This is a genomic window from Streptomyces sp. CB01580, from assembly GCF_001905795.1.
In the GTDB taxonomy this organism is placed as follows: domain Bacteria; phylum Actinomycetota; class Actinomycetes; order Streptomycetales; family Streptomycetaceae; genus Streptomyces.
In genome coordinates this window covers 104,943-125,120 of sequence record NZ_LIXJ01000004.1, presented here as the reverse complement: position 1 = coordinate 125,120, position 20,178 = coordinate 104,943, and the positions used below count along the sequence as shown (strand labels likewise).

The following is a 20,178-nucleotide window of genomic DNA, read 5'->3' as shown; positions in this document are numbered from 1 at the left end:
CCCCTCGTCCGTGCGTCGTCCGTGCGCGGACGCGTCAGCCGTTCCTCAGCTCCGCCGCCACCAGCTCCGCGATCTGCACCGCGTTCAGCGCCGCGCCCTTGCGCAGGTTGTCGCTGGAGACGAAGAGGGCGAGGCCGTTCTCCACGGTCTCGTCGACCCGGATCCGGCCCACGTACGAGGCGTCCTTGCCCGCCGCCTGGAGCGGGGTGGGGATCTCGGAGAGCTCGACGCCCGGGGCGTCCTTCAGCAGCTCGTAGGCGCGCTCGACGCCGATCGGGCGGGCGAAGCGCGCGTTGACCTGGAGCGAGTGGCCGGAGAAGACCGGGACCCGGACGCAGGTGCCGGACACCTTCAGCCCCGGGATCTCCAGGATCTTGCGGGACTCGTTGCGGAGCTTCTGCTCCTCGTCCGTCTCGAAGGAGCCGTCGTCGACGATCGAACCGGCCAGCGGCAGCACGTTGAACGCGATCGGGCGCTCGTAGACGGCGGGCTCGGGGAAGTCGACGGCCCCGCCGTCGTGGGTGAGCTTGTCGGCGTCGGCGACGACCTTGGACGCCTGGCCGTGCAGCTCGGCGACACCGGCCAGCCCGGAACCGGACACCGCCTGGTAGGTGGCGACGGTCAGCGCCTCCAGGCCGGCCTCCTCGTGCAGCGGGCGCAGCACCGGCATGGCGGCCATCGTGGTGCAGTTCGGGTTGGCGATGATGCCCTTGGGGCGGTCGGCGACCGCGTGCGGGTTGACCTCGGAGACCACCAGCGGGACCTCGGGGTCCTTGCGCCAGGCGGAGGAGTTGTCGATGACGACGGCGCCCTGCGAGGCGACCTTCTCGGCCAGCGCCTTCGAGGTCGCGCCACCGGCCGAGAACAGCACGATGTCCAGTCCGGTGTAGTCGGCCGTCGAGGCGTCCTCGACGGTGATCTCGCGGCCCTCCCACGCGATGGTGGAGCCCGCGGAACGCGCGGAGGCGAACAGCCGCAGCTCGTCGACCGGGAACTTCCGCTCGGCCAGGATCCCGCGCATGACTGTGCCGACCTGACCGGTGGCGCCGACGATTCCGACCTTCACGGGAACTCCTTCGAACGTACGAACTGGCACGGTTGCCGCTCCATGATGCGTATGTCCACGGCTTTCTTGTCCAATCCATTGTCCGGGGTGTGGACAGCGCCCGCCCGAGGGCCGGGGCGGCCGGGGGTGTGTGGCGGGCGTGGCGGTTCCCGGCGCGCATGGCAGTGGGGCGGGCGCTCCGCCGAGCGCCCGCCCCACTGTCGTACGGATCACATGCCGGACAGGGTGTCCGTCACCGCGTGACCCTCACTCGATCGGCGCATGACCGCCGGGTCACTGCGTGACCTTCTCGATCACGACGCTGCCGGTGCCCGCGACGGTGCCGCGGCTGTTCACCAGGTGCACCTCGCCGAAGAACTGCCGGCCCGCGGGGGCCGCCCCGGCGACCGACACCTCGGCGGCGATCTCGGTGGAGGCGCCGCCCGCCAGGTTCACGGCCTTCGACTCGTCGACCTTGATCGTGCCGAGCGACGGCGCGTAGTACACGTCGCGGTAGTCGTAGGTGCTGGTTCCGGCGGGGACGCTGTAACCGTGCACGAGGACGGTGTACGTACCGGCGGCGGGCTTCTTCATGCTGACCGCCTCCTCGGAGCCGGCCGTGGTGGACGCGGCGACCTGGGTGTTGCCCTTGAAGACGTACAGGTCCAGGTCCGCGTTGGCGTCCGAGGTGCCGCCGATGGCGACGTCCAGCTTCTCGACGCCCTCACCGATGGTGACCGTGTACAGCTGCTCGTCGCCCGTCTTGATCGTCGGCTTGGCGACCTTGGCCGAGCCCAGCGAACCGCCCTTGAGGGAGCCCACCAGGTCACCCGCGTTGTTGGTGGCCTTCCAGGTCACCGCGGCGGGGGTGCCGATCTTCGCCTCGGGAAGGGTCCGCACCGCCGGGTCGAAGGTGGCACCGAGCAGCGAGACATCCAGCTTGTACGGGTTGTCCAGCAGCGGCGAGGTGCGGCGCGCCTCGACCTCGATCTCCCAGACGCCCGGCTGCGGGTCCTTGTAGGAGCGCACGTCGGGGCGGCAGGTGTTGGCCGGGTTCTCGTAGTTCGGGTAGCAGTTGATGGTGGAGCTGTTCTCCATCTGCACCCCGTACGGGTGGATCGAGATGAAGCGGGTCTGGCTTCCGGAGCGCAGACCGCTCATCGCGACCTCAAGGGTCTTGGCGCCTTCCGGGACGGTCAGGAAGTACGACGTGCTGCTGTTGCGCTGCACCGATCCGGACGCCTTGAACGCGTAGGCGGGCTTCACGAGCTTCTCGGAGACGATGACCGTGGTGAGGATCTGCTGGTCCACACCGGCGGTCTTGTTGTCGTCCACCTGCAGGATCGCGCTGTGCACGCCCTTGCTGCCCGGCTTCGCCTCGACCTTGACGGTGACCGGCTCGCCCAGGGGCAGCGAGACCGTGCCAGGACCGGCCAGCTTGAAGGTGCCATCGTTGTTCTTCCAGGACAGCTGGTGCTTGACGGCCTTGTCCGGGCCCGTGGTGCGGGTGACCGTGACGTCGTACGTCTTCGTCTGGCCGGCCTTGAGACCGCTCTTGCGGTCGTACAGGCCGGTGCCGAAGCCGGGAGTCTTGAGGCGGTCCGAGAGGTCCGTGTCGACCGGGGCCTTCACCGCGTACTCGTGCGCCGGGGCGCCCTGCTTCTCGATCAGCTTCCAGGCGTCGACGATGTCGATCAGACCGGCGCCCTGGGCGTGCGCGGGCACGTCCTTGATGTGGGTGGCGGTGCTGGTCAGCGCGGTGCGCAGATCGGCCGGCGGAAGCTCGATGTGCTTCTGCTTCGCGGCCGACAGCAGCAGCGCGGTCGCGCCGGCGGCCTGCGGCGAGGCCATCGAGGTGCCCTGCAGCATGGAGTAACCGGCCGGCAGGCTGTAACCCGCCTCCTTGACCGGGCTGCCGGGCAGCCAGGTCTGGGTGGTGTTGATCGCGGCACCCGGGGCCGACAGGGTCGGCGTGAAGCCGCCGTCCTCACGCGGACCGCGCGAGGAGAACGGCATCATGTCGTACTTCTTGGTGACGTTCGAGCCGTAGTTGGCGGCCCAGGTCTCCTTGGAGATGGACGCGCCGACGGAGATGACGTGGTCGGCGAGGCCGGGGTCGCCGATGGTGTTCACGCCGGGGCCGTCGTTGCCGGCCGAGATGACCAGCTGGACGCCGTAGATGTCGACGAGCCGCTTGTAGAGCTCCGCGCGGGCGTTGTTGCCGTCGTTCAGCGGCGGCAGGCCGCCGATCGACATGTTGACGACGTCGACACCGCGGTTCACGACGAGGTCGATCATGCCCTCGGTGAGCGCGATGTTGGTGCAGCCGCCGGACCAGGTGCAGGCGCGCGAGGAGACGATCTTCGCGCCGGGCGCGGCACCGTTCATCTTGCCGCCGAACAGGCCGTTCGCGGCGGTGATGCCCGCGACGTGGGTGCCGTGCTCGCTCTCGATGACGCCGATGTTGACGAAGTCGGCCGTGGCGCCGGCCGCGTTGTAGACGACGTTCTTGCGCGTCTCCACGGTGAACGGGATGCGCTCGGCGACGTCGGTGCGCGGGTCGTCCTTGCCGAAGTAGGAGACCTGGTGCTTCTCCTTGTACGGCTTCAGGGTCGCGTCGTCGGTGAAGTCGGCGTTGTCGTTCAGGTCGACGCGCACGTCACCGGTGGCCGGGTCGTACAGCACGGCCCACACGTCGGTGGTGTCGCCGTCGCGGTTCAGGTCGCCCGCCATGTCGCCGCCCTTGGTGGCGGCCTCGGCGAACAGGCTGATCCGGTAGTCGCCCTTGGGCGCCTTGTACGTGCGGCCCTGGTACGTGAAGGACGGGCCGGACACCGAGTCGGTCATCCGCAGCCAGGTGCCGTCGCCGTCGCTGACCGGGTCCGTGGCGGTCACCCAGTCGACGATCTTGCGCTCGCCCGTGGTGGTCTTCTGCAGCGCCGGGTGGCCGAGGTCGACACCGGAGTCGAGGATGCCGATGGTGATCCCGCGGCCGTCGGCCCGGGGGTGCTGCTTGACGAAGTCGACCGCACCCGTCTCGAAGGACGGGTTGTACGGGTTCTTCGCCGGGGTCTTCTTGTCGGGCGCCGGGTGGCTGCCGGTGGCCTTCGTCCTGGCCGAGGCCCCGGCGGCGCGGTCGCCCGCGGGCGTCGGGTCGTCCAGCTTGATCTCCTGCTTGAGATCGATGCCGTGGACGGACGACAGCTTGGAAGCGGCCTTGATGGTCGCCTCGGCGCTCGCGGTCGGCACGGTGGCCCGTACGTAGCCGAGCTTGTCGTACGCGCGCCCGAGCACGGAGCCCTTGACGGCGTCCAGCTGCTCGGCGACCTGGGCGGTCGCACCGGGAGCGGTGGCGACCATCATCGTGATGTTCTTCTCGCCCTTGGCCTTGGCCTTGGCCAGGATCTCGGCGTCGTTCGCGCCGAGCTTGTCCTTCGAGGCGTCCTCGGCGGCGGACTTGACAGGACCGGGCGCGGGGTTGTCGACGGCGAAGACGGGGGCCGCGCCGGTGGCGGCGAGCGCGGCCACCAGGCCGGCGGCAGCCGCGACTCGGGCCGCGCGTCTCGCCCCGGGTATCAGACTGGAGGACTCGGTGGTCATCAGCATCCCTGAAAGTGAAAGAGAAGGTCCGAAATTCGGTACCGGATGACCGCTCACCCTTTCGTAAATGACAGGGGTTTGTGGAGAGTTGTAGGGGGTGAGATGTGGACATGGCGGCATCCCGCCATCGGGGCTGATGTGCCATCAGGGATGAAACGGTGGATAGCGGTGCCTGTGGCGGGAGTTCGGCATGGTGCGGGCGGAGTCCGGCACGCGTACGGAACGGGGCGCGTGCGCGTGCTGCCTGCGCGGTGCGCGGCACGCGATGCGCGCACGGTCAGCGGGGCAGGATGATCACACGGGCCGCCGGTGCGCGGTCCGCCGCCGCGGACAGGGCCGTACGCACCACGACCGCCTGCTGCTCGGCCGCGGCGAGGAGCTTCTTCGGCGAGAGATGGACGACGGTGACCCCGAGCCGTTCCAGATGCTCCCGCTGGGCGAGGTCGGCGGACCAGCGCGCGTCGTGCTCCGCCTGGCGCCGCCCGCCGTCGAGCCTGCTGTGGCGGGGTGCTCTCGTCTCGAGCACCGCGGCGACCGCGTGCTCGGGCCAGTAGGCGTCCACCGCGCCCAGATGCGGGCCCCCGGGCAGCCGCAGGTCCACGTTCCACAGCGGCTCCGGCAGACCGTACGACCGCACCAGCGCGTACAGCCGGTCCTCCGCCCGCGCGCGCCCCTCGGTGAGCAGCGAGTCGGCCGCGTCCGCCACGTGCGGGCGGTCCAGCAGCCCGGCCCGACTCAACTCACGTACGACGGCGGTCGGTTCGGCGTGTCCGCCGCGCACGGCCTCGGTGAGCAGCCGCTGGACGGCCGAGCCTTCCGTGAGCCCGGAGACCGCGTCCGCGAGCGCCCGCTCCACGGGTGCCACGGGCAGCCCGCGGATCTGCTCGGGGCGGGGGCGGTCGGCGGTCCGTACCAGGCGCACGTTCCGTACCGAGCGCAGCCGGCGGGTGCGCGGCACGAGCACGTCGATCCGCTCCGGCGAGCCGGGCGGCACCGCCGCCGTGAACCCGTGCAGGGCGAGTGCGGCGAGTCCCGTGAGCATGGCCTCCCCGTACCCGGGGTCCGGGCCCGGCCGCGCCTGCCCGTCCTTGCACGACGGCGCCTCCGTGCCCGCCTGCCCGGCCGCTCGTGTCCGTTCGCCCGTGCCCGACGGCCCGCCCGTGCCCGGCCGTCCGTGCCGCAGGTCGTGCGTGCCCCGGCGGCGGGAGGCCGGTGGGCGGCCCGCGTACAGCAGGGCGGAGCGCAGCCGCTCCTCGTCGGACGGCGGCCCCGGGTGCAGGACGTACACACCGGGCAGCGGCTGCTGCCACGGGCCATCGGCGCCGCATCGCGCGGCGGCCTCCGCCGCGGACACGCCGTACGCCCTCAACTGCGCTGCGGACAGCACGCGTCGACGGACGTCGTCGGTGATGCGGAGGCGGCAGGGGGAGGGCGGGGTGTACGGGGAATTCGGTGTCATGTCTCCCGGTATCCCGCACCCGGCCCCGGCGCCAACCCGCTGTTACACACCCGTCGGCAAACCGGGACAACGCAGTCCTAAAGCATGCGTGTCCCGCGGCCGAAAAGCACGCCTCGGGCGGCCGGACGGCAGAGGGCCGTTCCGGCGGAGACCTCCGCCGGAACGGCCCTCTGCACGGCCCCGGACGACCTCCGGGCGCCCCGGAGGGTCCGTCGGGCCGCCGCCGGTCCCGTCAGATCCCGGTCGGCGCGGTCGTGCCCGCGTCGCACGCCTGGGCCCGCAGCGACCGCGCCAGGTCGTCCCGCGCCTCCAGCACCAGCCGCCGCAGCGCCGGTGCCGCGTCCGCGTGGGCGGTCAGCCAGGCGTCCGTCGCCTCCAGCGTCGCGGGGTTGTCCTGGAGCGCCGGGAACAGGCCCCGCACCACGTTCATCCCGGTCTGGATCGAGCGCTCGGCCCAGACCCGCTCGATCGCGGCGAAGTACTTCTCCGTGTACGGCGCCAGCAGTTCGCGCTGCGAGGACTGCGCGAAGCCGGCGATCACGGCCTCCGTCAGCGCGTTGGACAGCGCGTCGGACTCCACGACGTCCGCCCACGCGCGCGCCTTCACCTCGGCCGAGGGGCGCGAGGCCAGGCACCGCACCTGGTGCCGCTCCCCGGACGCCGTGTCGTCACGGGTCAGTTCGGCGTCGAGGACCGACGCGTCGACCACCCCGTGCGCGGCCAGCGGCGACAGGAACGCCCAGCGCAGCTCCTGGTCGACGTCCAGGCCGTCGATGGCGGCCGAGCCGTCGAGCAGCCCCGACAGCAGCCGGAAGTCCGCCTCCGAGTCGGCGACCGACGCGAAGAACCGCGCCCAGGCCAGCTGGTGCTCGCTGCCCGGACCGGCGACCCGCAGTTCGCGCAGCGCGCCCTCGGACAGCGCCCGGCCGCCCTCCTCGCGCCACTCGGGCGCCGCGTAGTGGGTCAGGGCCGTCCGGGTCCAGGCGTGCAGCATCTGCAGGACGCCGATGTCGGACTCCCGGCCGGCGAAGGCCAGTACGAGGGAGACGAAGTCGCGGGCCGGCATCAGGCCGTCGCGCGTCATGTTCCACAGCGCCGACCAGCACAGCGCCCGCGCGAGCGGGTCGGTCAGGTCACCGAGGTGCTCCCGCAGCGTGGCCAGCGACATCTCGTCGAAGCGGACCTTGCAGTACGTCAGGTCGTCGTCGTTGACCAGGATCAGCTCCGGGCGCTGCGCACCGGCCAGCTCCTCGACCACCGTGCGCGGCCCCGCCACGTCCACCTCGGCGCGCGCGTACCGCACCAGGTTCCCGTCGGCCGCCCGCCGGTACAGCCCGACCGCGACCCGGTGCGGGCGCAGCTCCGGGTGGGACTCGGCCGCCTCCTGGAGGACGGCCAGCTCCGTGAGCCGGCCCGCCGCGTCGTAGGTCGCCACCGGTGTCAGCGAGTTGACGCCCGCGGTCTGGAGCCAGGACCGGGACCAGGCGGTCATGTCGCGCCCGGAGGTCTCGGCCAGCACCGACAGCAGGTCGTCCAGCCGGGTGTTGCCGTAGGCGTGCTTCTTGAAGTAGCGCCGGGCGCCCTCCAGGAACGCGTCCCGGCCCACGTACGCCACCAGCTGCTTGAGCACCGAGGCGCCCTTGGCGTACGTGATGCCGTCGAAGTTCAGCTTGGCGTCCTCCAGGTCACGGATGTCGGCCGTGACCGGGTGCGTGGACGGCAGCTGGTCGGCCCGGTACGCCCACGCCTTGCGGTTGTTGGCGAAGGTGATCCAGCCGTCCTCGAACCGGGTCGCCTCCACCATCGCGAAGACGCCCATGAAGTCCGCGAAGGACTCCTTCAGCCACAGGTCGTCCCACCACTGCATGGTGACCAGGTCGCCGAACCACATGTGCGCCATCTCGTGCAGGATGACGTTGGCCCGGGCCTCGTACGACGCCTGCGTCACCTTGCCGCGGAAGATGTACTCCTCGCGGAACGTCACGCAGCCCGGGTTCTCCATCGCGCCCAGGTTGTACTCGGGCACGAACGCCTGGTCGTACTTCCCGAAGGGGTACGGGTAGTCGAAGTGGTCGTGGAAGAAGTCCAGACCCTGCTTGGTGATCAGGAAGACGTCGTCCGCGTCGAAGTGCTTGGCGAGCCCCTTGCGGCACATGGCGCCGAGGGGGATCTCCAGCGTGGTGCCGTCGTCGAACGCGCGGGTGTAGGAGTCGGTGACGTAGTGGTACGGACCGGCGACGACCGCCGTGATGTACGTCGAGATCGGCTTCGTCTCGGCGAACCGCCACACCCCGTCGTCCTGCGACTCGACGGCCCCGTTGCTCCAGACCGTCCAGCCCTCGGGCGCCGCAACCTCGAAGCGGAAGGGGGCCTTCAGGTCGGGCTGCTCGAAGTTCGCGAAGACCCGGCGCGAGTCGGCCGGCTCGTACTGCGTGTAGAGGTAGACCTCGCCGTCCTCCGGGTCGACGAACCGGTGCATGCCCTCGCCGGTCCGGCTGTACGCGCACTGCGCGTCGACCACCAGGAGGTTCTCGCCCTCGGGGAGGTCGTCCAAGGCCACCCGCGTGCCGTCGAAGACGGCGGCGGCGTCGAGCGGGCGCCCGTTCAGCGTCACCGCGTTCACGCTCGGCGCCACCAGGTCCGCGAAGGTCGACGCCCCCGCCCGTGCGGTGCGGAACCGGATCGTCGTCACCGAGCGGAAGGTCAGCGGGCCGGGGGAGGCACCGTCGCCGGTCCCCTCGGACCCGCCCTCCCCGTCGGGCCCGCCGGTGGCGGAACGCAGATCGAGAACGACCTCGTAACCGTCGACGCTCAGCAGCTCGGCCCGCTCGCGGGCCTCGTCGCGGGACAGGTTCTCACCGGGCACGGGCACACTCCTTTGTGTCACGTTCCTTTGTGTACGTTCGATTACTTTGATCCTCCCATGCCGTCGCCCGGCCGGGCGGCCATGTCGTCGACCGGCCGCGCGCGGGAATGAGCGGTGCGCACGACGGCGTTGTGCGCAGATGTGCGCACGCCCGCATGTGCGTATGCAGGCACGGGCGCACGCCCGCATCACGTGCGATGAGGCCCCGATGAGGAGAGAGATGTCCGAGAACAGCACGGCGACCGGCAGGACCCCCGTCGACTTCTGGTTCGACCCGCTCTGCCCCTGGGCGTGGATGACCTCCCGCTGGATGCTGGAGGTGGAGAAGGTCCGTGACGTCGAGGTCCGCTGGCATGTGATGAGCCTGGCCGTCCTCAACGAGGACAAGCTCGACGAGCTGCCCGAGGAGTACCGGGACATGCTGGAGAACCAGGCGTGGGGCCCGGTCCGCGTGGTCGTCGCCGCCCAGCAGAAGTACGGCGACGACATCGTCGGCCCGCTCTACACGGCGCTCGGCACCCGCTTCCACAACCGGGGCGAGGGCGCCACCCGCGAGGCGATCGTGGGCGCGCTGGAGGACGTCGGCCTGCCCGCCGAGCTGGCCGACCACGCGGACTCCGACACCTACGACACCGAGCTGCGCGCCTCCCACAAGGAGGGCATCGACAAGGTCGGCCAGGACGTCGGCACCCCTGTCATCGCCGTCCCGGGCGCGGACGGCGAGCAGATCGCCTTCTTCGGTCCGGTCGTCACCCCCGCCCCGAAGGGCGAGGAGGCGGCGAAGCTGTGGGACGGCACGCTGCTCGTGGCGTCGATCCCCGGCTTCTACGAGATCAAGCGGACGCGTACGCAGGGCCCGATCTTCGACTGAGCGCGGTGACCGCCCGGCGAAGGCGGCGCCGACGACGTGACGACGGGGTGACGACGGGGGTGCGTGGGACCGGGCCATGAGCCGGCCCCACGCACCCCGTGCCCCTGCGCACGGTGGGCGGCCCGTCGGGCGGCCCGTCAGGCGTACGGCGCGGCAGGAGGCGGCCGTCGGGCGCCGGAAGTCCGTGGCGTCCATGAGCGACAGCATGGATCATGGTCCGGCAGTCCCGGCCCGGCGAGCCCCCGACGGCGGCGAAGGAGCCGAGCGGAGGGGTGGAACACCGGAGCGGGACGGGACGAGGGACCGACGGCACGGGGACGACGGAGGGGCGGACATGGACCTGCGACCGGCACGGGCGCACGAGGCCGGATTGCTGACCGAACTGGCACTGGAGTCGAAGGGGTACTGGGACTACGACGAGGCGTTCCTCGCCGCCTGCCGCGACGAGCTCACCCTGATTCCCGCCGACGTCGAGCGCCGTCGCACGACGGTCGCCGAGGAGGACGGGCGCGTCCTCGGCTTCACCACCCTGGACGGCATCCCGCCCGAGGGCGCCCTCGGCATGATGTTCATCGCCCCCGGCGCGATCGGCCGGGGCATCGGGCGGCGCCTGTTCGAGCACACCGCGGCAAAGGCCCGACGCCTCGGCTTCGCCCGCCTCACCATCGACGCCGACCCGAACGCGGAGCCGTTCTACCGGGCGATGGGCGCGGTCCGGATCGGGGAGACCCCGTCGGGCTCGATCCCCGGGCGCGTGCTGCCGCTGATGGAGTACGTGCTCACTCCGCGCTGACACCCCGCCGCGTACCGGGCCCCGCGTCCGCCGTACCGGGATCCACGGGACCGGGGCCGACGGGACCGGTGTCCGTCGGCCCGGTGCCCGCCGCTTCCGTGTCCCGTCGCCCGGCCGCCGCCAGGGCCAGGGTGACCGTGAGGGAGGCCCCCGCCATCACGGCCATCGCCGTTGCCGGCGAGGTCAGTTGGGCGACGGAGCCCGCGAGCGCCGCCGCGACCCCCTGCATGGTGAGCATGCCGGAGGCGTGCAGCCCGAGCGCCTGGCCGGTGATCCCGTCCGGGGTCAGGGCCATCAGCCGTTCCTGGAACAGCAGGCTCGCCCCGAACCCGACCGAGGCGAGCGCGGCCAGGGCGAGCGCGAGGGGCAGCCCCGGACGTGCGGCGAACACCAGGTAGGGCGCGGCCAGGAGCAGCAGCAGCGGTGTGGCCGCCCGTCCCCGCCGCAAAGGAGCGGCGAACCGGCCCACCACCGTGTCCCCGACGAGCATCCCCAGCGCGGCGAAGGAGAAGAGGAGCCCCGCGTGCCCGGGGGCGTACGGGACGAACAGCGACTCGCAGCCGACGACCAGCCCGTTCGGCACCCAGAGCGCGAGATACGTGCGGCGGCGCGGGCCCGAGGACCACAGCATCCGGTTGACCCGCCACGTCTCGCCGACCGAAGGCCGCCCGGAGGACCGGGGCGGACGGCGCGCCAGCCCGAACCGGGCCACGGCCGCCCCCGCCGCGTACAGGCAGGCGGCTACCAGCAGCGTCCCGCGCGCGGACAGCGCCACCACCAGCAGCCCGCCGACCGCGTACCCGCCGACCTGCGCCAGACCGGTGCACATGTTCAGCACCGAACGCCCCAGCAGATAGCCGTCCTTGGGCAGGATCTCGTGGAGCAGTCCGTACCGCACCCCGCCGCCCACCGCGGCGACCACCCCCTGGACCAGGACGATCGCGAAGACGCCCGGCAGCGGGAGCCCGGGTACGGCGAGCATGGCGGTCGCCGCCGCGAAGGCGAGCGCCATGCCGCTCATCGCGGCCCGGGGCGGCAGCCGGTCCGCCGCCGACATCAGCAGGGTCGCCCCGATCACCTGGGCGAGCGAGGGGCCGAACATGGACAGGGCGGCCAGCAGCGGCGAATCGGTGGCGGAGTAGACGAGGGTGCCCAGGGCCGGCCCGCTCACCGTCGACGCGGCGACCTGCAGGGCGCTGATCGCGAAGAACGGCCGGAACCGCGGCACCCGGAAGAGTTCCCGGTAGGTGCGCATGCGGGGAGTCTGGGCGGGCGTCGGCGCGGGCCGTTACTGTTTCGCGCGGAGGCGAAACGTCATGGGCCTGTGGGAGATCAACACGGACACGCTCGCCGGGAGCCGGTTCGTCGTCTCACCGCTCGCCGAGACCGTCGCCGCCCTGAAGTCCCTGGAGCGGGGGAGCGCCGGTCACCCCGCTGAACGGTCCTGGCTCGACGCCCATCTGCCCGCCTACCGGGCCCGGCAGGCCGCCGACCCGGTGGCGGCACTTCTCGTACCGGTGGCGCTCTGCGGCAGCTGGAACGCGGACTTCATCACCCCCACCCCGACGGGCGAGGGCACGCCGACCTTCGAGGAGGAGCTGGCCCCGGTCCGGGCCACCACACCCGAGCGCGCCCGGTCCGACCTCGTGCCGTCCCTCGGCGACCGGCCGTTCCCGCGGCTCCTGGACCGCGACGACCTGGCCCGGTCCGCCGCCGACGTCCTGCACTGGGTCTGGCGGCACACCGTCCTGCCGGACTGGTCGCGCCGCCGCCGGATCATCGAGGCGGACGTGGTCGCACGGACCGGGCAGCTGAGCCGGGACGGCTGGGCCGCCGCCCTCAGCGGTCTGCGCCCGGGGATGCGGTGGCTCGGCGGCAGCCGGCTCCGGATCAACGCGCACGACTACCCGCCGAAGCAACTGTCCGGGGCGCGGCTGCTCCTCGTACCGGTCACGCAGAAGGCGGGCTGGGTGTCCTGGGCCGACGACGCCCTGCGCTACGCGATCGTCTACCCGTGCTCGGGCGCCCTGGCCGACGCGGACCGCGCACGGGCGCCGGACGCCCTGGGCCGGCTGCTCGGCCCCGCGCGGGCGGCGGTCCTGGTCCTCCTCGCGCAACCCAAGAGCACCACCCAGCTCGTGGCGCTGACCGGACAGGGCCTGGGCTCGGTGGGCCGCCATCTCAAGGTGCTGTTGGACTCCGGTCTGGTGGACCGGCGCCGGGCCGGTCGGTCGGTGCTGTACTTCCGTACGGACGCGGGGGACGTGCTGGTGGACGCCGGGCCCGCCGCCCGCCCGGGGCGGGCATAGGCTGCGGACAGCACATCGGAGCCGGGAGGCGATGGGCGCCGAACGCCGGTCGCCGCACCCGCCGTTGAGCGAACGAAGACGACAAGGGGTCGAGCGAGGGGGAGAGACCATGGCGGACCGGAGCGGCGAGCGCGGCAGGGGCGGCGGGAGCGGCACGGGCGGAAAGGGGCGGCGGACGGCGGACCCGGCGGAGCTGGGCCGGATGATCGCGCGCTACCGGGAACGCCCGACGATGGGAAAGCTCGCCATGACCGTCGTCCCGATGGTCGCGTTCTTCCTGTTCCTGGGCGAGTCCTTCGCCACGCACGGCATCGGTCACCTCGTGTTCGACACCGTCTGCGTCCTGCTGTCCGTCTGGGGAGCGGCCAGACTGATCCGTTCCTTCGTCTCCTGGCTGGACCTGTACGAGGACGGGATCGTCTACCGGGGGCGGCGCAAGGTGCGGTGGGCGTACAAGTGGGAGGAGCTCCACGACGTCACGCTGACCCGCGAGGCCACGTACGTCAACGGGTCGTCGCGACCGCTGTCGGACAAGGTCGTCGCCCGTATGGAGACGGCGCCCGGGCCGGGGAGCGAGGAACTGTCCGGAAACTACTTCCTGCCCGACCTCGGCGGTGGCTTCCTGCACACGTTCCTGCGTTCCACGGGCAATCTGACATCGATGTTCCCCGGGATCGTCGACCGCGTCGTCGAGGCCCGGGTGCGGCTCGTCCTGCGCGAACTGGCCGAGGGCGGCGACGTCAAGTACAGCCCCTTCGAGATCGGCGCCACGTACTTCTACCTCGACGGCGCCGCCGACGAGATCCCCTGGGACGAGGTCACCCGGATCGGCGTGGGGGACGACGAGATCGCCATCACCGTTCCTCATCTCCTGCGCCGCATGGAGGGCGTCAAGCTCAAGGCGGACGGCAGCCGGGACAACTACCGGGTCGGCAGGGACAACACCCTGTACATCGGGTCCAAGGGCATGAGCCGGTGCCGCAAGGAGATCATCTGGTCCGTCATGACCCATATCGCGGACTCCCTCGACACGGGCAGGGACAACAGCGTGGACACAGGGGCTCGTTGAGCCGGTGACGTGCCCGCACCTGCGGGCAGGGCCCCGTCCGCACCCGTACGTACGTGCTGCGGGTGTGGCCGGACGGTCCACGGCCGGGGAGCCCGGCCCTCAGGGCGATTCGCGCCGCCCGATGGGCAGTTGCGCCCACACGGTCTTGCCCGGATCGCGCGGCCGTACGCCCCACTTCGCTGCGAGGGCATCGACGATGACCAGGCCCCGGCCCGAAACGTCGTCCAGTGACGGCGTGCACAGTTCGGGCATGTGCCACTGGTAGGAGTCGGACACCTCCAGCACGAGGGCGCCGTGACGACGGCGTAGACCCAGCTCGAAGTAGTCACCGGTGCCCTTGGCATGGCTGACGACGTTGGTCGTCAACTCGCTGACGATCAGGGCGGTGTCGTCGATGAGCCCGCCAAGTCTCCATTCGGTCAGGACGTGCTCGGCGTGGCGCCGGGCCGCTGGAACGGAGTCCCTGCGGACCCGGAATCTCTTGATGTACGTGCGCCCGGACATGGGTCCCCCAAGGTCGTGGGTGAGCGTGGGCAGACGGAATCGTGGTCACGGAGTGTGCGCTAACGAGCACGCTTCGTGATGCACCTCACGGTAGATCGCGAATCCGCCTGAATGCAACAGCGAGTCATCGAGAATTTGCACGTCACTCTCAGGTGGCAAGTTCCTGGCGTGTAGCGTTCGTTGACGTGCAGACTGGTCACACGCGGTAAGAGGAGGGGACATGCCCGCAGGTGGACGCCCTACTGTGCGCAGTAGGCGGCTGGGTGCGGCGCTCAGGAGGTACCGGGAGGCGGCGAAGCTCGATCAACAGCACGCCGCCGATCACATCGTGGGATCGAAGGCCAAGATCAGCCGGATTGAAGCTGGCCAGGTGTCGGCCCGCCCTGGCGATGTGCGGCTGCTCCTGGAGCTGTACGGGGTCGAAGACCCTGCGGTGTACCGGCGCCTGGAGCAGTTGGCGCGTGACTCGAACAAGCGCGGATGGTGGCTCAACTTCAGTTGGGTGACCCGGGAGGCGGGGTTTGCCGACTTCATCACGCTGGAGACCGATGCCACCTTCATTCGGACGTGGCAGCCGCTCTTCGTGCCGGGTCTGCTTCAAACCGATGACTACCTCCGAACGTTGATGAGTTCGGACCTCACCGTTCATTCGGCTGAATCGGTGGACGAGGCGCTGGCGATGAGGGCTATGAGGAGGAGCCTCATCGAGGAAGGCGGCGCACGGTTCGCGGCGATCATCTGGGAACCGGTGCTTATGGCGCCCATGCCTTCACCGAAGGTTCACCGCGAACAGCTTGAGCACATCCTGTGTGTGGCACAGCGGCAGAACGTGCGTGTTCAGGTGCTCCCGTTGTCCGAGTGGCGCGCGGCTCACCTGTCGTCACACTTCGTGATGCTCAGTTTCGGTCCCGAACCGGCGCCGGAGGTCGTCGCCTACGACACGACAACCAGCACCGTGCTTCTCGAAGATCTGGAGGAGATGGCGGGCCATACGCGGATCTTCGAGGCTCTGGCGGCGTCGGCCCTGACCCCGGAACAGAGTCTTGAGTTCATCAGGAAGACTCTGCGTGGCATTCCGGAGAGCGAAAAGGAAGAGGCATGAAGCACCAGGAAATCGTGACCGCGTTCAAGAAGGCCAGTGCCTCCCAGAGCGCAGGCCAGGACTGCGTCGAGGTCGCCCAGACCGCCGACGGCGGGCGGGCCGTGCGCGACAGCAAGAACCCCGACGGCGGGCTCCAGTTCTACGCCCCGGCGGGCTGGGCCGCGTTCATCGACGGGGTGAAGGCCGATGCCTTCAGCGGCTGACTCGGACCGAAAGGCGTAGGCGTGGTTGACGCGAGAGGGTGCCGGGCTTGGCGTGCGGGCGGGACCCGTACCCCGGAACGACCCTCTACGCGTGCCCGGCGGGGAACTTGCCCTGGCCCCCTGCCCGGGCAGCTGGCGCGCGGTCAAGAGTGTCCATTCGGCCAGCATCCTCACGGAACCGGACATACCGCGTGACGTGTGCCAACAGCGTCTATTCCGCTTGATAGTCATGGCCTGTCGTACTGACCCCGCCGGTGCGCATGGCCTCGTAGGGAAGGCGCGCACCGGCCTGCCGGAACGAGGTATGCCCGTGAGGTTGTTCCGCCGCGCCATCGGCCGGTCCGCCGCCGCTCTCGCCACAGCGCTCTCCCTGACTGCGTTCGGCGGCACCGCCGTCGCGGCCGGGGCCGCACCCGCATCCGTTGCGGCCCCGGCCGCCACCGCGTCCGTCGGGCCCGTCAAGCTCTACGTCAAGGGCTTCGGCAGCGGCCCGCTGAACGTCGCCGAGCAGTCCGCCCGGCAGAGCGGACTCGATGCGGCGGTCGCCCGCGGCTTCGCGCGCTCCGACTGCCGGGTGAGCGCCGGCCCCGCCGTCGTCAACTCGCTCCCGAACGGGTGGGTGCAGGTGCACATCGAGTACCTGTGCACCGGGGAGCCCAATGTGGGCTCCCCGACCTTCGTGCTCTACCGCTACCACAAGAAGTCCGACACCCTGAGCACCCCGTGGGACGCCCCCGTCGGCTACGACCTCCAGGGCCCGCTGGGCACCCTGTTCACCGCGTCCAACCCGGACACCATGCCTCTCTACCTCTGCCAGGTGCGCGGGGACCACTTCGCCACCACCGACGTCGGCTGCGAGGGCCAGACGTATGTGACGCGCCTCGGCTGGCTGTACGCCGCACCGCCCGCCGGGACGCCGAGCCTGCCGCTGCTGCGCTGCCTGCGCAAGGAGAATCGGCAGATCTTCGAGTCCCACCAGGCCGACTGCGAGGGGCAGATCATGGGTGGGACGCTCGGCTACCTCCTGCCCTGACCACTCCTTCGCTCGCCTCGCCTCGCCCCGACCCGGTCCGGTTCGTTCCGGCCCAGGTCGGGGCGACCGTATGGACTCTCAGCGACCGAGCCACTCCGCGACCTCGACGGTGTCCCCGACGCTCACCACGCCCTCGCGCACCACCGCGTTCTTCGCGCCGAAGCTGACCTTGTTCCCGTACTCCGGTTCGCGGCGGTACGTCGACAGGGTCCGGATCGGCTCCGGGCCCGCGCGGCGGCCGGTGCGCTGGTCGACCATCGGGACGGCGCACCGCGTCGCCCGTACGGAATGGGCGAGTTCCACTGTGCCGAGGGTCATCCGGCGCACCCGGTCCTCGAAGTGCGGCTCGTCGTCGCCGGCCAGGACGATGTTGGCGCGGAAGCGGTCCATCGGGACGGGCGCCGCGTCGCCCCGGGCGGTGATGCGGGAGTTGAGACCGTCCAGGGAGGCCGCCGAGGCGACCAGCACCGCGTGCGCGTCGGCGAAGTTGACTTTGCCGGGGGTGTCGCCCCAGCCGTCCCGGTCGAATCCGGGCGCCACTCGTACCAGGCGGGACTCGGCGCCGAGGGCGTCCGAGAACCACTCCGCGGCCTCGTCCCCCTGGTCGGCGGCGACGCCGAGCGGGCGGTCGAACATGCTGACCTCGCGGCGCGGGCCGTCCGGGACGACGTCCACCCGCAGCGGCTCGACGCCCTCGGCGGAGAGCGCCAACGCCGCGCCGCTGTTTAGGACTTCGACCCCGATCGCGGCCATCGCGGGGTGCGTGCGCTGGCTGCGGAACGCGCCGTCCGTCGCGTCCACCACCATGAACGTGCGGTCGTGTTCGAGACCGGTTCCCAGGACCCGCGCGGAATCGACGGCGGTTCCGGCGCAGCCCTTGACCGGGTAGTAGGTGAGTTCGCGAACGGTGATGGTCACGGTGTCCCCTCCGGGGCGGCCGCTTCGAGCTCGTCGACGCTGCCGGACATGATGGTGCGGATGTGGCGGGTGAGATGGTCGACGGGCCAGTCCCACCAGGCCACGGCGAGCAGCCGGGCGACGGTCTCCTCGTCGTGGCGGGTGCGGATCAGCCGGGCGGGGTTCCCGCCGACGATGCCGTAGTCGGGCACGTCGGAGGTGACGACCGAACCGGCGCCGATGATCGCGCCGTGTCCGATCCGCACGCCGGGCATCACCGTGGCGCCGTATCCGAACCAGACGTCGTTGCCGACGACCGTGTCGCCCCGGTTCGGCAGTCCGGTCAGCAGGTCGAAGTGCTCGGCCCAGGAGCCGCCCATGGACGGGAACGGGAACGTGGACGGGCCGTCCATCCGGTGGTTGGCGCCGTTCATGATGAACCGCACTCCGGTGCCCAGCGCGCAGAACTTCCCGATGACGAGCCGCTCCGGGCCGTAGTGGTAGAGCACGTTACGGGTCTCGAAAGCGGTCGGGTCGTCCGGGTCGTCGTAGTACGAGAAGTCCCCGACCTCGATCAGTCCGGACTTCACCAGGGGCTTCAGCAGCACGACCCTGGGCTGTCCCGGCATCGGATGGAGCACGGTGGGATCGGCAGGGGCCGCAGGGGCCGCAGGGGCCGCAGGGGCGGTTGGGTTATCGGGGGCGGGACTCATGGCCCCCATCATCGCATCCGGCCGTCTGGGGTAAGTTCCTTTTGGGAACTCTATGCTTCGGAGGGGAACGCGCATGGAATCGGCACGGTGGACCGAGGTCGACGACTACTTCAACGGCCTGCTCCTGGGCCCGGACGAAGCCCTGGACGCGGCGGTCGCGGCGAGCGACGAGGCCGGGCTCCCGGCCATCCAGGTCGCCGCCAATCAGGGCAAGCTGCTGCATCTGCTGGCCCGGTTGCGCGGGGCGCGGACCGTGCTGGAGATCGGCACCCTGGGCGGGTACAGCACGATCTGGCTGGCGCGGGCGCTGCCCGAGGGCGGCAGGGTCGTCACGCTGGAGGCCGATCCGGCGTACGCCGAGGTCGCGCGGGCCAACATCGCGCGGGCGGGGCTCGCGCACGTCGTCGACGTACGGGTCGGCCCCGCGCTCGACACGCTTCCGGAGCTCGCGGCGGAGGGGCAGGGGCCGTTCGACGTCGTGTTCATCGACGCCGACAAGCCGAGCAACCCCGACTATCTGGCCTGGTCGCTGAGGCTGACCCGTCCCGGAAGCCTGATCATCGCCGACAACGTGGTGCGGGACGGCGAGGTGGTCGACGGCGGGAGCGACGACCCGAAGGTGCGGGGCGTGCGCCGGTTCACCGAACTCGTCGCCGCCGAGCCGGCCTTGAGCGCGACCGCGCTGCAGACCGTCGGCGCCAAGGGCTACGACGGACTGATGCTGGCCCTGGTCACCGGGCAGGTCCGGTGTGGTGACCGGGAGGTTCATCGGTCGGCGTAATTCGTTCGACAGGCCCCGGGGGCCTGCTCAGGATGAGTCGCATGGATCTGCGCGTGAACGACCCGGTTCGTATCGGTACGGAGCGACTGCCGGGAGGGCGGCTGCTGGGCTGGGCGGAATGGGGACCGAAGGACGGTGTGCCGGTGCTGCTGTCGCCCGGCGCGGCCACCAGCAGGCACCTCGGGTTCGGCACCGACGCGCTGGACCGGCTCGGTGTGCGGCTGATCTCCGTCGACCGCCCCGGGCTCGGCGCCTCCTCGCCGCTGCCCGGCCGTACGTTCGGGGACTTCGCCGACGACGTCCGGGCGTTCGCCGCCCTGCGCGGACTGGGCCGGCCGCCGGTGGTCGGCAATTCGCAGGGAGCGCCCTTCGCCCTCGCCTGTGCCGCCGCCGGAGCGGTCGGCGCGCTCGCCGTGGTCTCCGGGGCGGACGAGGTGGCCGAGCCGCGGTTCGCCGAGGCGCTCCCGGAGGACCTGCGGGGCCTCGTGGAGCTGGCGGTGTCCGATCCGGCCGCCGCCGAGAAGATCTTCGCCGGGTTCACCCCGCAGGCGATGTGGGACATGGTCATGTCCGGCAGCCCGGACCGCGATCTGGCCGTCTACCGGCAGCCCGCGTTCGCCGCCGCCTATCGCCGCGCCCTCGACGAAGCCTTCGCACAGGGTGCGGACGGATACGCCCGGGACACCGTCCTGGCCATGGGGCACTGGGGGATCGCGCTGTCGGACATCGCCGTGCCCGTCGACCTCTGGTACGGGGAACAGGACACCGGTCACTCGCCCGACCACGGCGAAGGGCTGGCCGCGCGCATCCCGGGCGCCGTCCGGCACCTCGTGCCCGACGCGGGCGGATCCCTGCTCTGGACCCATGCCGAGCAGGTGCTGGGCGCCCTGCTGAAGCACGTCCCCGCGCCCTGACGCCCTGCCGGGCGACACG

The 20,178-nt window shown here is 71.3% G+C and carries 17 protein-coding genes; 9 read left to right on the top strand and 8 right to left on the bottom strand.

Annotated elements, in window-relative coordinates; translation table 11 throughout:
- Positions 1 to 34: 34 nt before the first annotated feature.
- The 4 genes from AMK22_RS08655 to pepN form a co-directional block, all read right to left on the bottom strand.
- Positions 35 to 1,066: an aspartate-semialdehyde dehydrogenase gene (locus AMK22_RS08655; protein WP_073783057.1), complete on the bottom strand. Its 1,032-nt coding sequence runs from the start codon at positions 1,064 to 1,066 to the stop codon at positions 35 to 37.
- A 273-nt stretch (positions 1,067 to 1,339) separates the two neighbouring features.
- Positions 1,340 to 4,651 carry a S8 family serine peptidase gene (locus AMK22_RS08650; RefSeq protein WP_199883165.1) on the bottom strand — a complete coding sequence of 1,104 codons (3,312 nt, stop codon included), beginning with the start codon at positions 4,649 to 4,651 and terminating at the stop codon, positions 1,340 to 1,342.
- Positions 4,652 to 4,922: 271 nt separating this feature from the next.
- Complete coding sequence (locus AMK22_RS08645; protein WP_073783056.1) at positions 4,923 to 6,104, bottom strand: hypothetical protein; 1,182 nt, start codon at positions 6,102 to 6,104, stop codon at positions 4,923 to 4,925.
- Between the two features lie 232 nt (positions 6,105 to 6,336).
- Entirely contained in the window at positions 6,337 to 8,970 is a 2,634-nt protein-coding gene (gene pepN / locus AMK22_RS08640; protein WP_073783055.1) for an aminopeptidase N, read from the bottom strand.
- 220 nt (positions 8,971 to 9,190) lie between these two features.
- On the opposite strand from pepN, the gene AMK22_RS08635 reads away from it, so the two are divergent.
- Together AMK22_RS08635 and AMK22_RS08630 are read left to right on the top strand one after the other, a co-directional pair.
- Positions 9,191 to 9,841, top strand: a complete 651-nt coding sequence (locus AMK22_RS08635; protein ID WP_073783054.1) for a mycothiol-dependent nitroreductase Rv2466c family protein — start codon at positions 9,191 to 9,193, stop codon at positions 9,839 to 9,841.
- 334 nt (positions 9,842 to 10,175) lie between these two features.
- Positions 10,176 to 10,634 carry a GNAT family N-acetyltransferase gene (locus AMK22_RS08630; protein WP_073783053.1) on the top strand — a complete coding sequence of 153 codons (459 nt, stop codon included), beginning with the start codon at positions 10,176 to 10,178 and terminating at the stop codon, positions 10,632 to 10,634.
- On the opposite strand, the gene AMK22_RS08625 is transcribed toward AMK22_RS08630, so the two are convergent.
- The gene (locus tag AMK22_RS08625) at positions 10,621 to 11,889 is read right to left on the bottom strand and encodes an MFS transporter (protein ID WP_079185993.1); all 1,269 of its coding nucleotides are present in this window, start codon (positions 11,887 to 11,889) and stop codon (positions 10,621 to 10,623) included. The genes AMK22_RS08630 and AMK22_RS08625 overlap by 14 nt on opposite strands.
- Positions 11,890 to 11,950: 61 nt before the next feature.
- Here AMK22_RS08625 and AMK22_RS08620 point away from each other — a divergent pair, with 61 nt between their 5' ends.
- Together AMK22_RS08620 and AMK22_RS08615 are read left to right on the top strand one after the other, a co-directional pair.
- On the top strand, positions 11,951 to 12,943 hold the full coding sequence (locus AMK22_RS08620; RefSeq protein WP_073783052.1) for an ArsR/SmtB family transcription factor: 993 nt from the start codon (positions 11,951 to 11,953) through the stop codon (positions 12,941 to 12,943).
- Positions 12,944 to 13,052: 109 nt separating this feature from the next.
- Positions 13,053 to 14,012 carry a hypothetical protein gene (locus AMK22_RS08615; RefSeq protein WP_073783051.1) on the top strand — a complete coding sequence of 320 codons (960 nt, stop codon included), beginning with the start codon at positions 13,053 to 13,055 and terminating at the stop codon, positions 14,010 to 14,012.
- A gap of 99 nt (positions 14,013 to 14,111) precedes the next feature.
- Here the strand turns inward: AMK22_RS08615 and AMK22_RS08610 are convergent, their stop codons facing one another.
- Entirely contained in the window at positions 14,112 to 14,516 is a 405-nt protein-coding gene (locus AMK22_RS08610) for an ATP-binding protein (RefSeq protein WP_073783050.1), read from the bottom strand.
- Positions 14,517 to 14,736: 220 nt separating this feature from the next.
- On the opposite strand from AMK22_RS08610, the gene AMK22_RS08605 reads away from it, so the two are divergent.
- From AMK22_RS08605 to AMK22_RS08595, 3 genes are all read left to right on the top strand, one after another.
- Positions 14,737 to 15,618 carry a helix-turn-helix domain-containing protein gene (locus tag AMK22_RS08605; protein WP_073783049.1) on the top strand — a complete coding sequence of 294 codons (882 nt, stop codon included), beginning with the start codon at positions 14,737 to 14,739 and terminating at the stop codon, positions 15,616 to 15,618.
- The gene (locus AMK22_RS08600; protein ID WP_073783048.1) at positions 15,615 to 15,821 is read left to right on the top strand and encodes a DUF397 domain-containing protein; all 207 of its coding nucleotides are present in this window, start codon (positions 15,615 to 15,617) and stop codon (positions 15,819 to 15,821) included. Before AMK22_RS08605 ends, AMK22_RS08600 begins: the two co-directional genes overlap by 4 nt.
- Positions 15,822 to 16,131: 310 nt before the next feature.
- Positions 16,132 to 16,854, top strand: coding sequence for a hypothetical protein (locus AMK22_RS08595; protein ID WP_242433885.1), 723 nt, complete (start codon positions 16,132 to 16,134; stop codon positions 16,852 to 16,854).
- Between the two features lie 78 nt (positions 16,855 to 16,932).
- On the opposite strand, the gene AMK22_RS08590 is transcribed toward AMK22_RS08595, so the two are convergent.
- Entirely contained in the window at positions 16,933 to 17,772 is an 840-nt protein-coding gene (locus tag AMK22_RS08590) for an MOSC domain-containing protein (RefSeq protein WP_073783047.1), read from the bottom strand.
- Positions 17,769 to 18,380 carry a CatB-related O-acetyltransferase gene (locus tag AMK22_RS08585; protein WP_073783046.1) on the bottom strand — a complete coding sequence of 204 codons (612 nt, stop codon included), beginning with the start codon at positions 18,378 to 18,380 and terminating at the stop codon, positions 17,769 to 17,771. The genes AMK22_RS08590 and AMK22_RS08585 overlap by 4 nt, the downstream gene beginning before the upstream one ends.
- A 157-nt stretch (positions 18,381 to 18,537) precedes the next feature.
- Between AMK22_RS08585 and AMK22_RS08580 the strand changes: the two genes are divergently transcribed.
- Positions 18,538 to 19,245 carry an O-methyltransferase gene (locus AMK22_RS08580; RefSeq protein WP_073783044.1) on the top strand — a complete coding sequence of 236 codons (708 nt, stop codon included), beginning with the start codon at positions 18,538 to 18,540 and terminating at the stop codon, positions 19,243 to 19,245.
- A 41-nt stretch (positions 19,246 to 19,286) separates the two neighbouring features.
- Complete coding sequence (locus tag AMK22_RS08575; protein ID WP_199883164.1) at positions 19,287 to 20,159, top strand: alpha/beta fold hydrolase; 873 nt, start codon at positions 19,287 to 19,289, stop codon at positions 20,157 to 20,159.
- Positions 20,160 to 20,178 lie beyond the last annotated feature (19 nt).

Coding starts and splice junctions, on each gene's coding strand:
- AMK22_RS08650 (WP_199883165.1), bottom strand. CDS start 4,651: ATGCTGATGACCACCGAGTCCTCCAGTCTGATACCCGGGGCGAGACGC.
- AMK22_RS08645 (WP_073783056.1), bottom strand. CDS start 6,104: ATGACACCGAATTCCCCGTACACCCCGCCCTCCCCCTGCCGCCTCCGC.
- AMK22_RS08635 (WP_073783054.1), top strand. CDS start 9,191: ATGTCCGAGAACAGCACGGCGACCGGCAGGACCCCCGTCGACTTCTGG.
- AMK22_RS08630 (WP_073783053.1), top strand. CDS start 10,176: ATGGACCTGCGACCGGCACGGGCGCACGAGGCCGGATTGCTGACCGAA.
- AMK22_RS08625 (WP_079185993.1), bottom strand. CDS start 11,889: ATGCGCACCTACCGGGAACTCTTCCGGGTGCCGCGGTTCCGGCCGTTC.
- AMK22_RS08620 (WP_073783052.1), top strand. CDS start 11,951: ATGGGCCTGTGGGAGATCAACACGGACACGCTCGCCGGGAGCCGGTTC.
- AMK22_RS08615 (WP_073783051.1), top strand. CDS start 13,053: ATGGCGGACCGGAGCGGCGAGCGCGGCAGGGGCGGCGGGAGCGGCACG.
- AMK22_RS08610 (WP_073783050.1), bottom strand. CDS start 14,516: ATGTCCGGGCGCACGTACATCAAGAGATTCCGGGTCCGCAGGGACTCC.
- AMK22_RS08605 (WP_073783049.1), top strand. CDS start 14,737: ATGCCCGCAGGTGGACGCCCTACTGTGCGCAGTAGGCGGCTGGGTGCG.
- AMK22_RS08600 (WP_073783048.1), top strand. CDS start 15,615: ATGAAGCACCAGGAAATCGTGACCGCGTTCAAGAAGGCCAGTGCCTCC.
- AMK22_RS08585 (WP_073783046.1), bottom strand. CDS start 18,380: ATGCCGGGACAGCCCAGGGTCGTGCTGCTGAAGCCCCTGGTGAAGTCC.
- AMK22_RS08580 (WP_073783044.1), top strand. CDS start 18,538: ATGGAATCGGCACGGTGGACCGAGGTCGACGACTACTTCAACGGCCTG.
- AMK22_RS08575 (WP_199883164.1), top strand. CDS start 19,287: ATGGATCTGCGCGTGAACGACCCGGTTCGTATCGGTACGGAGCGACTG.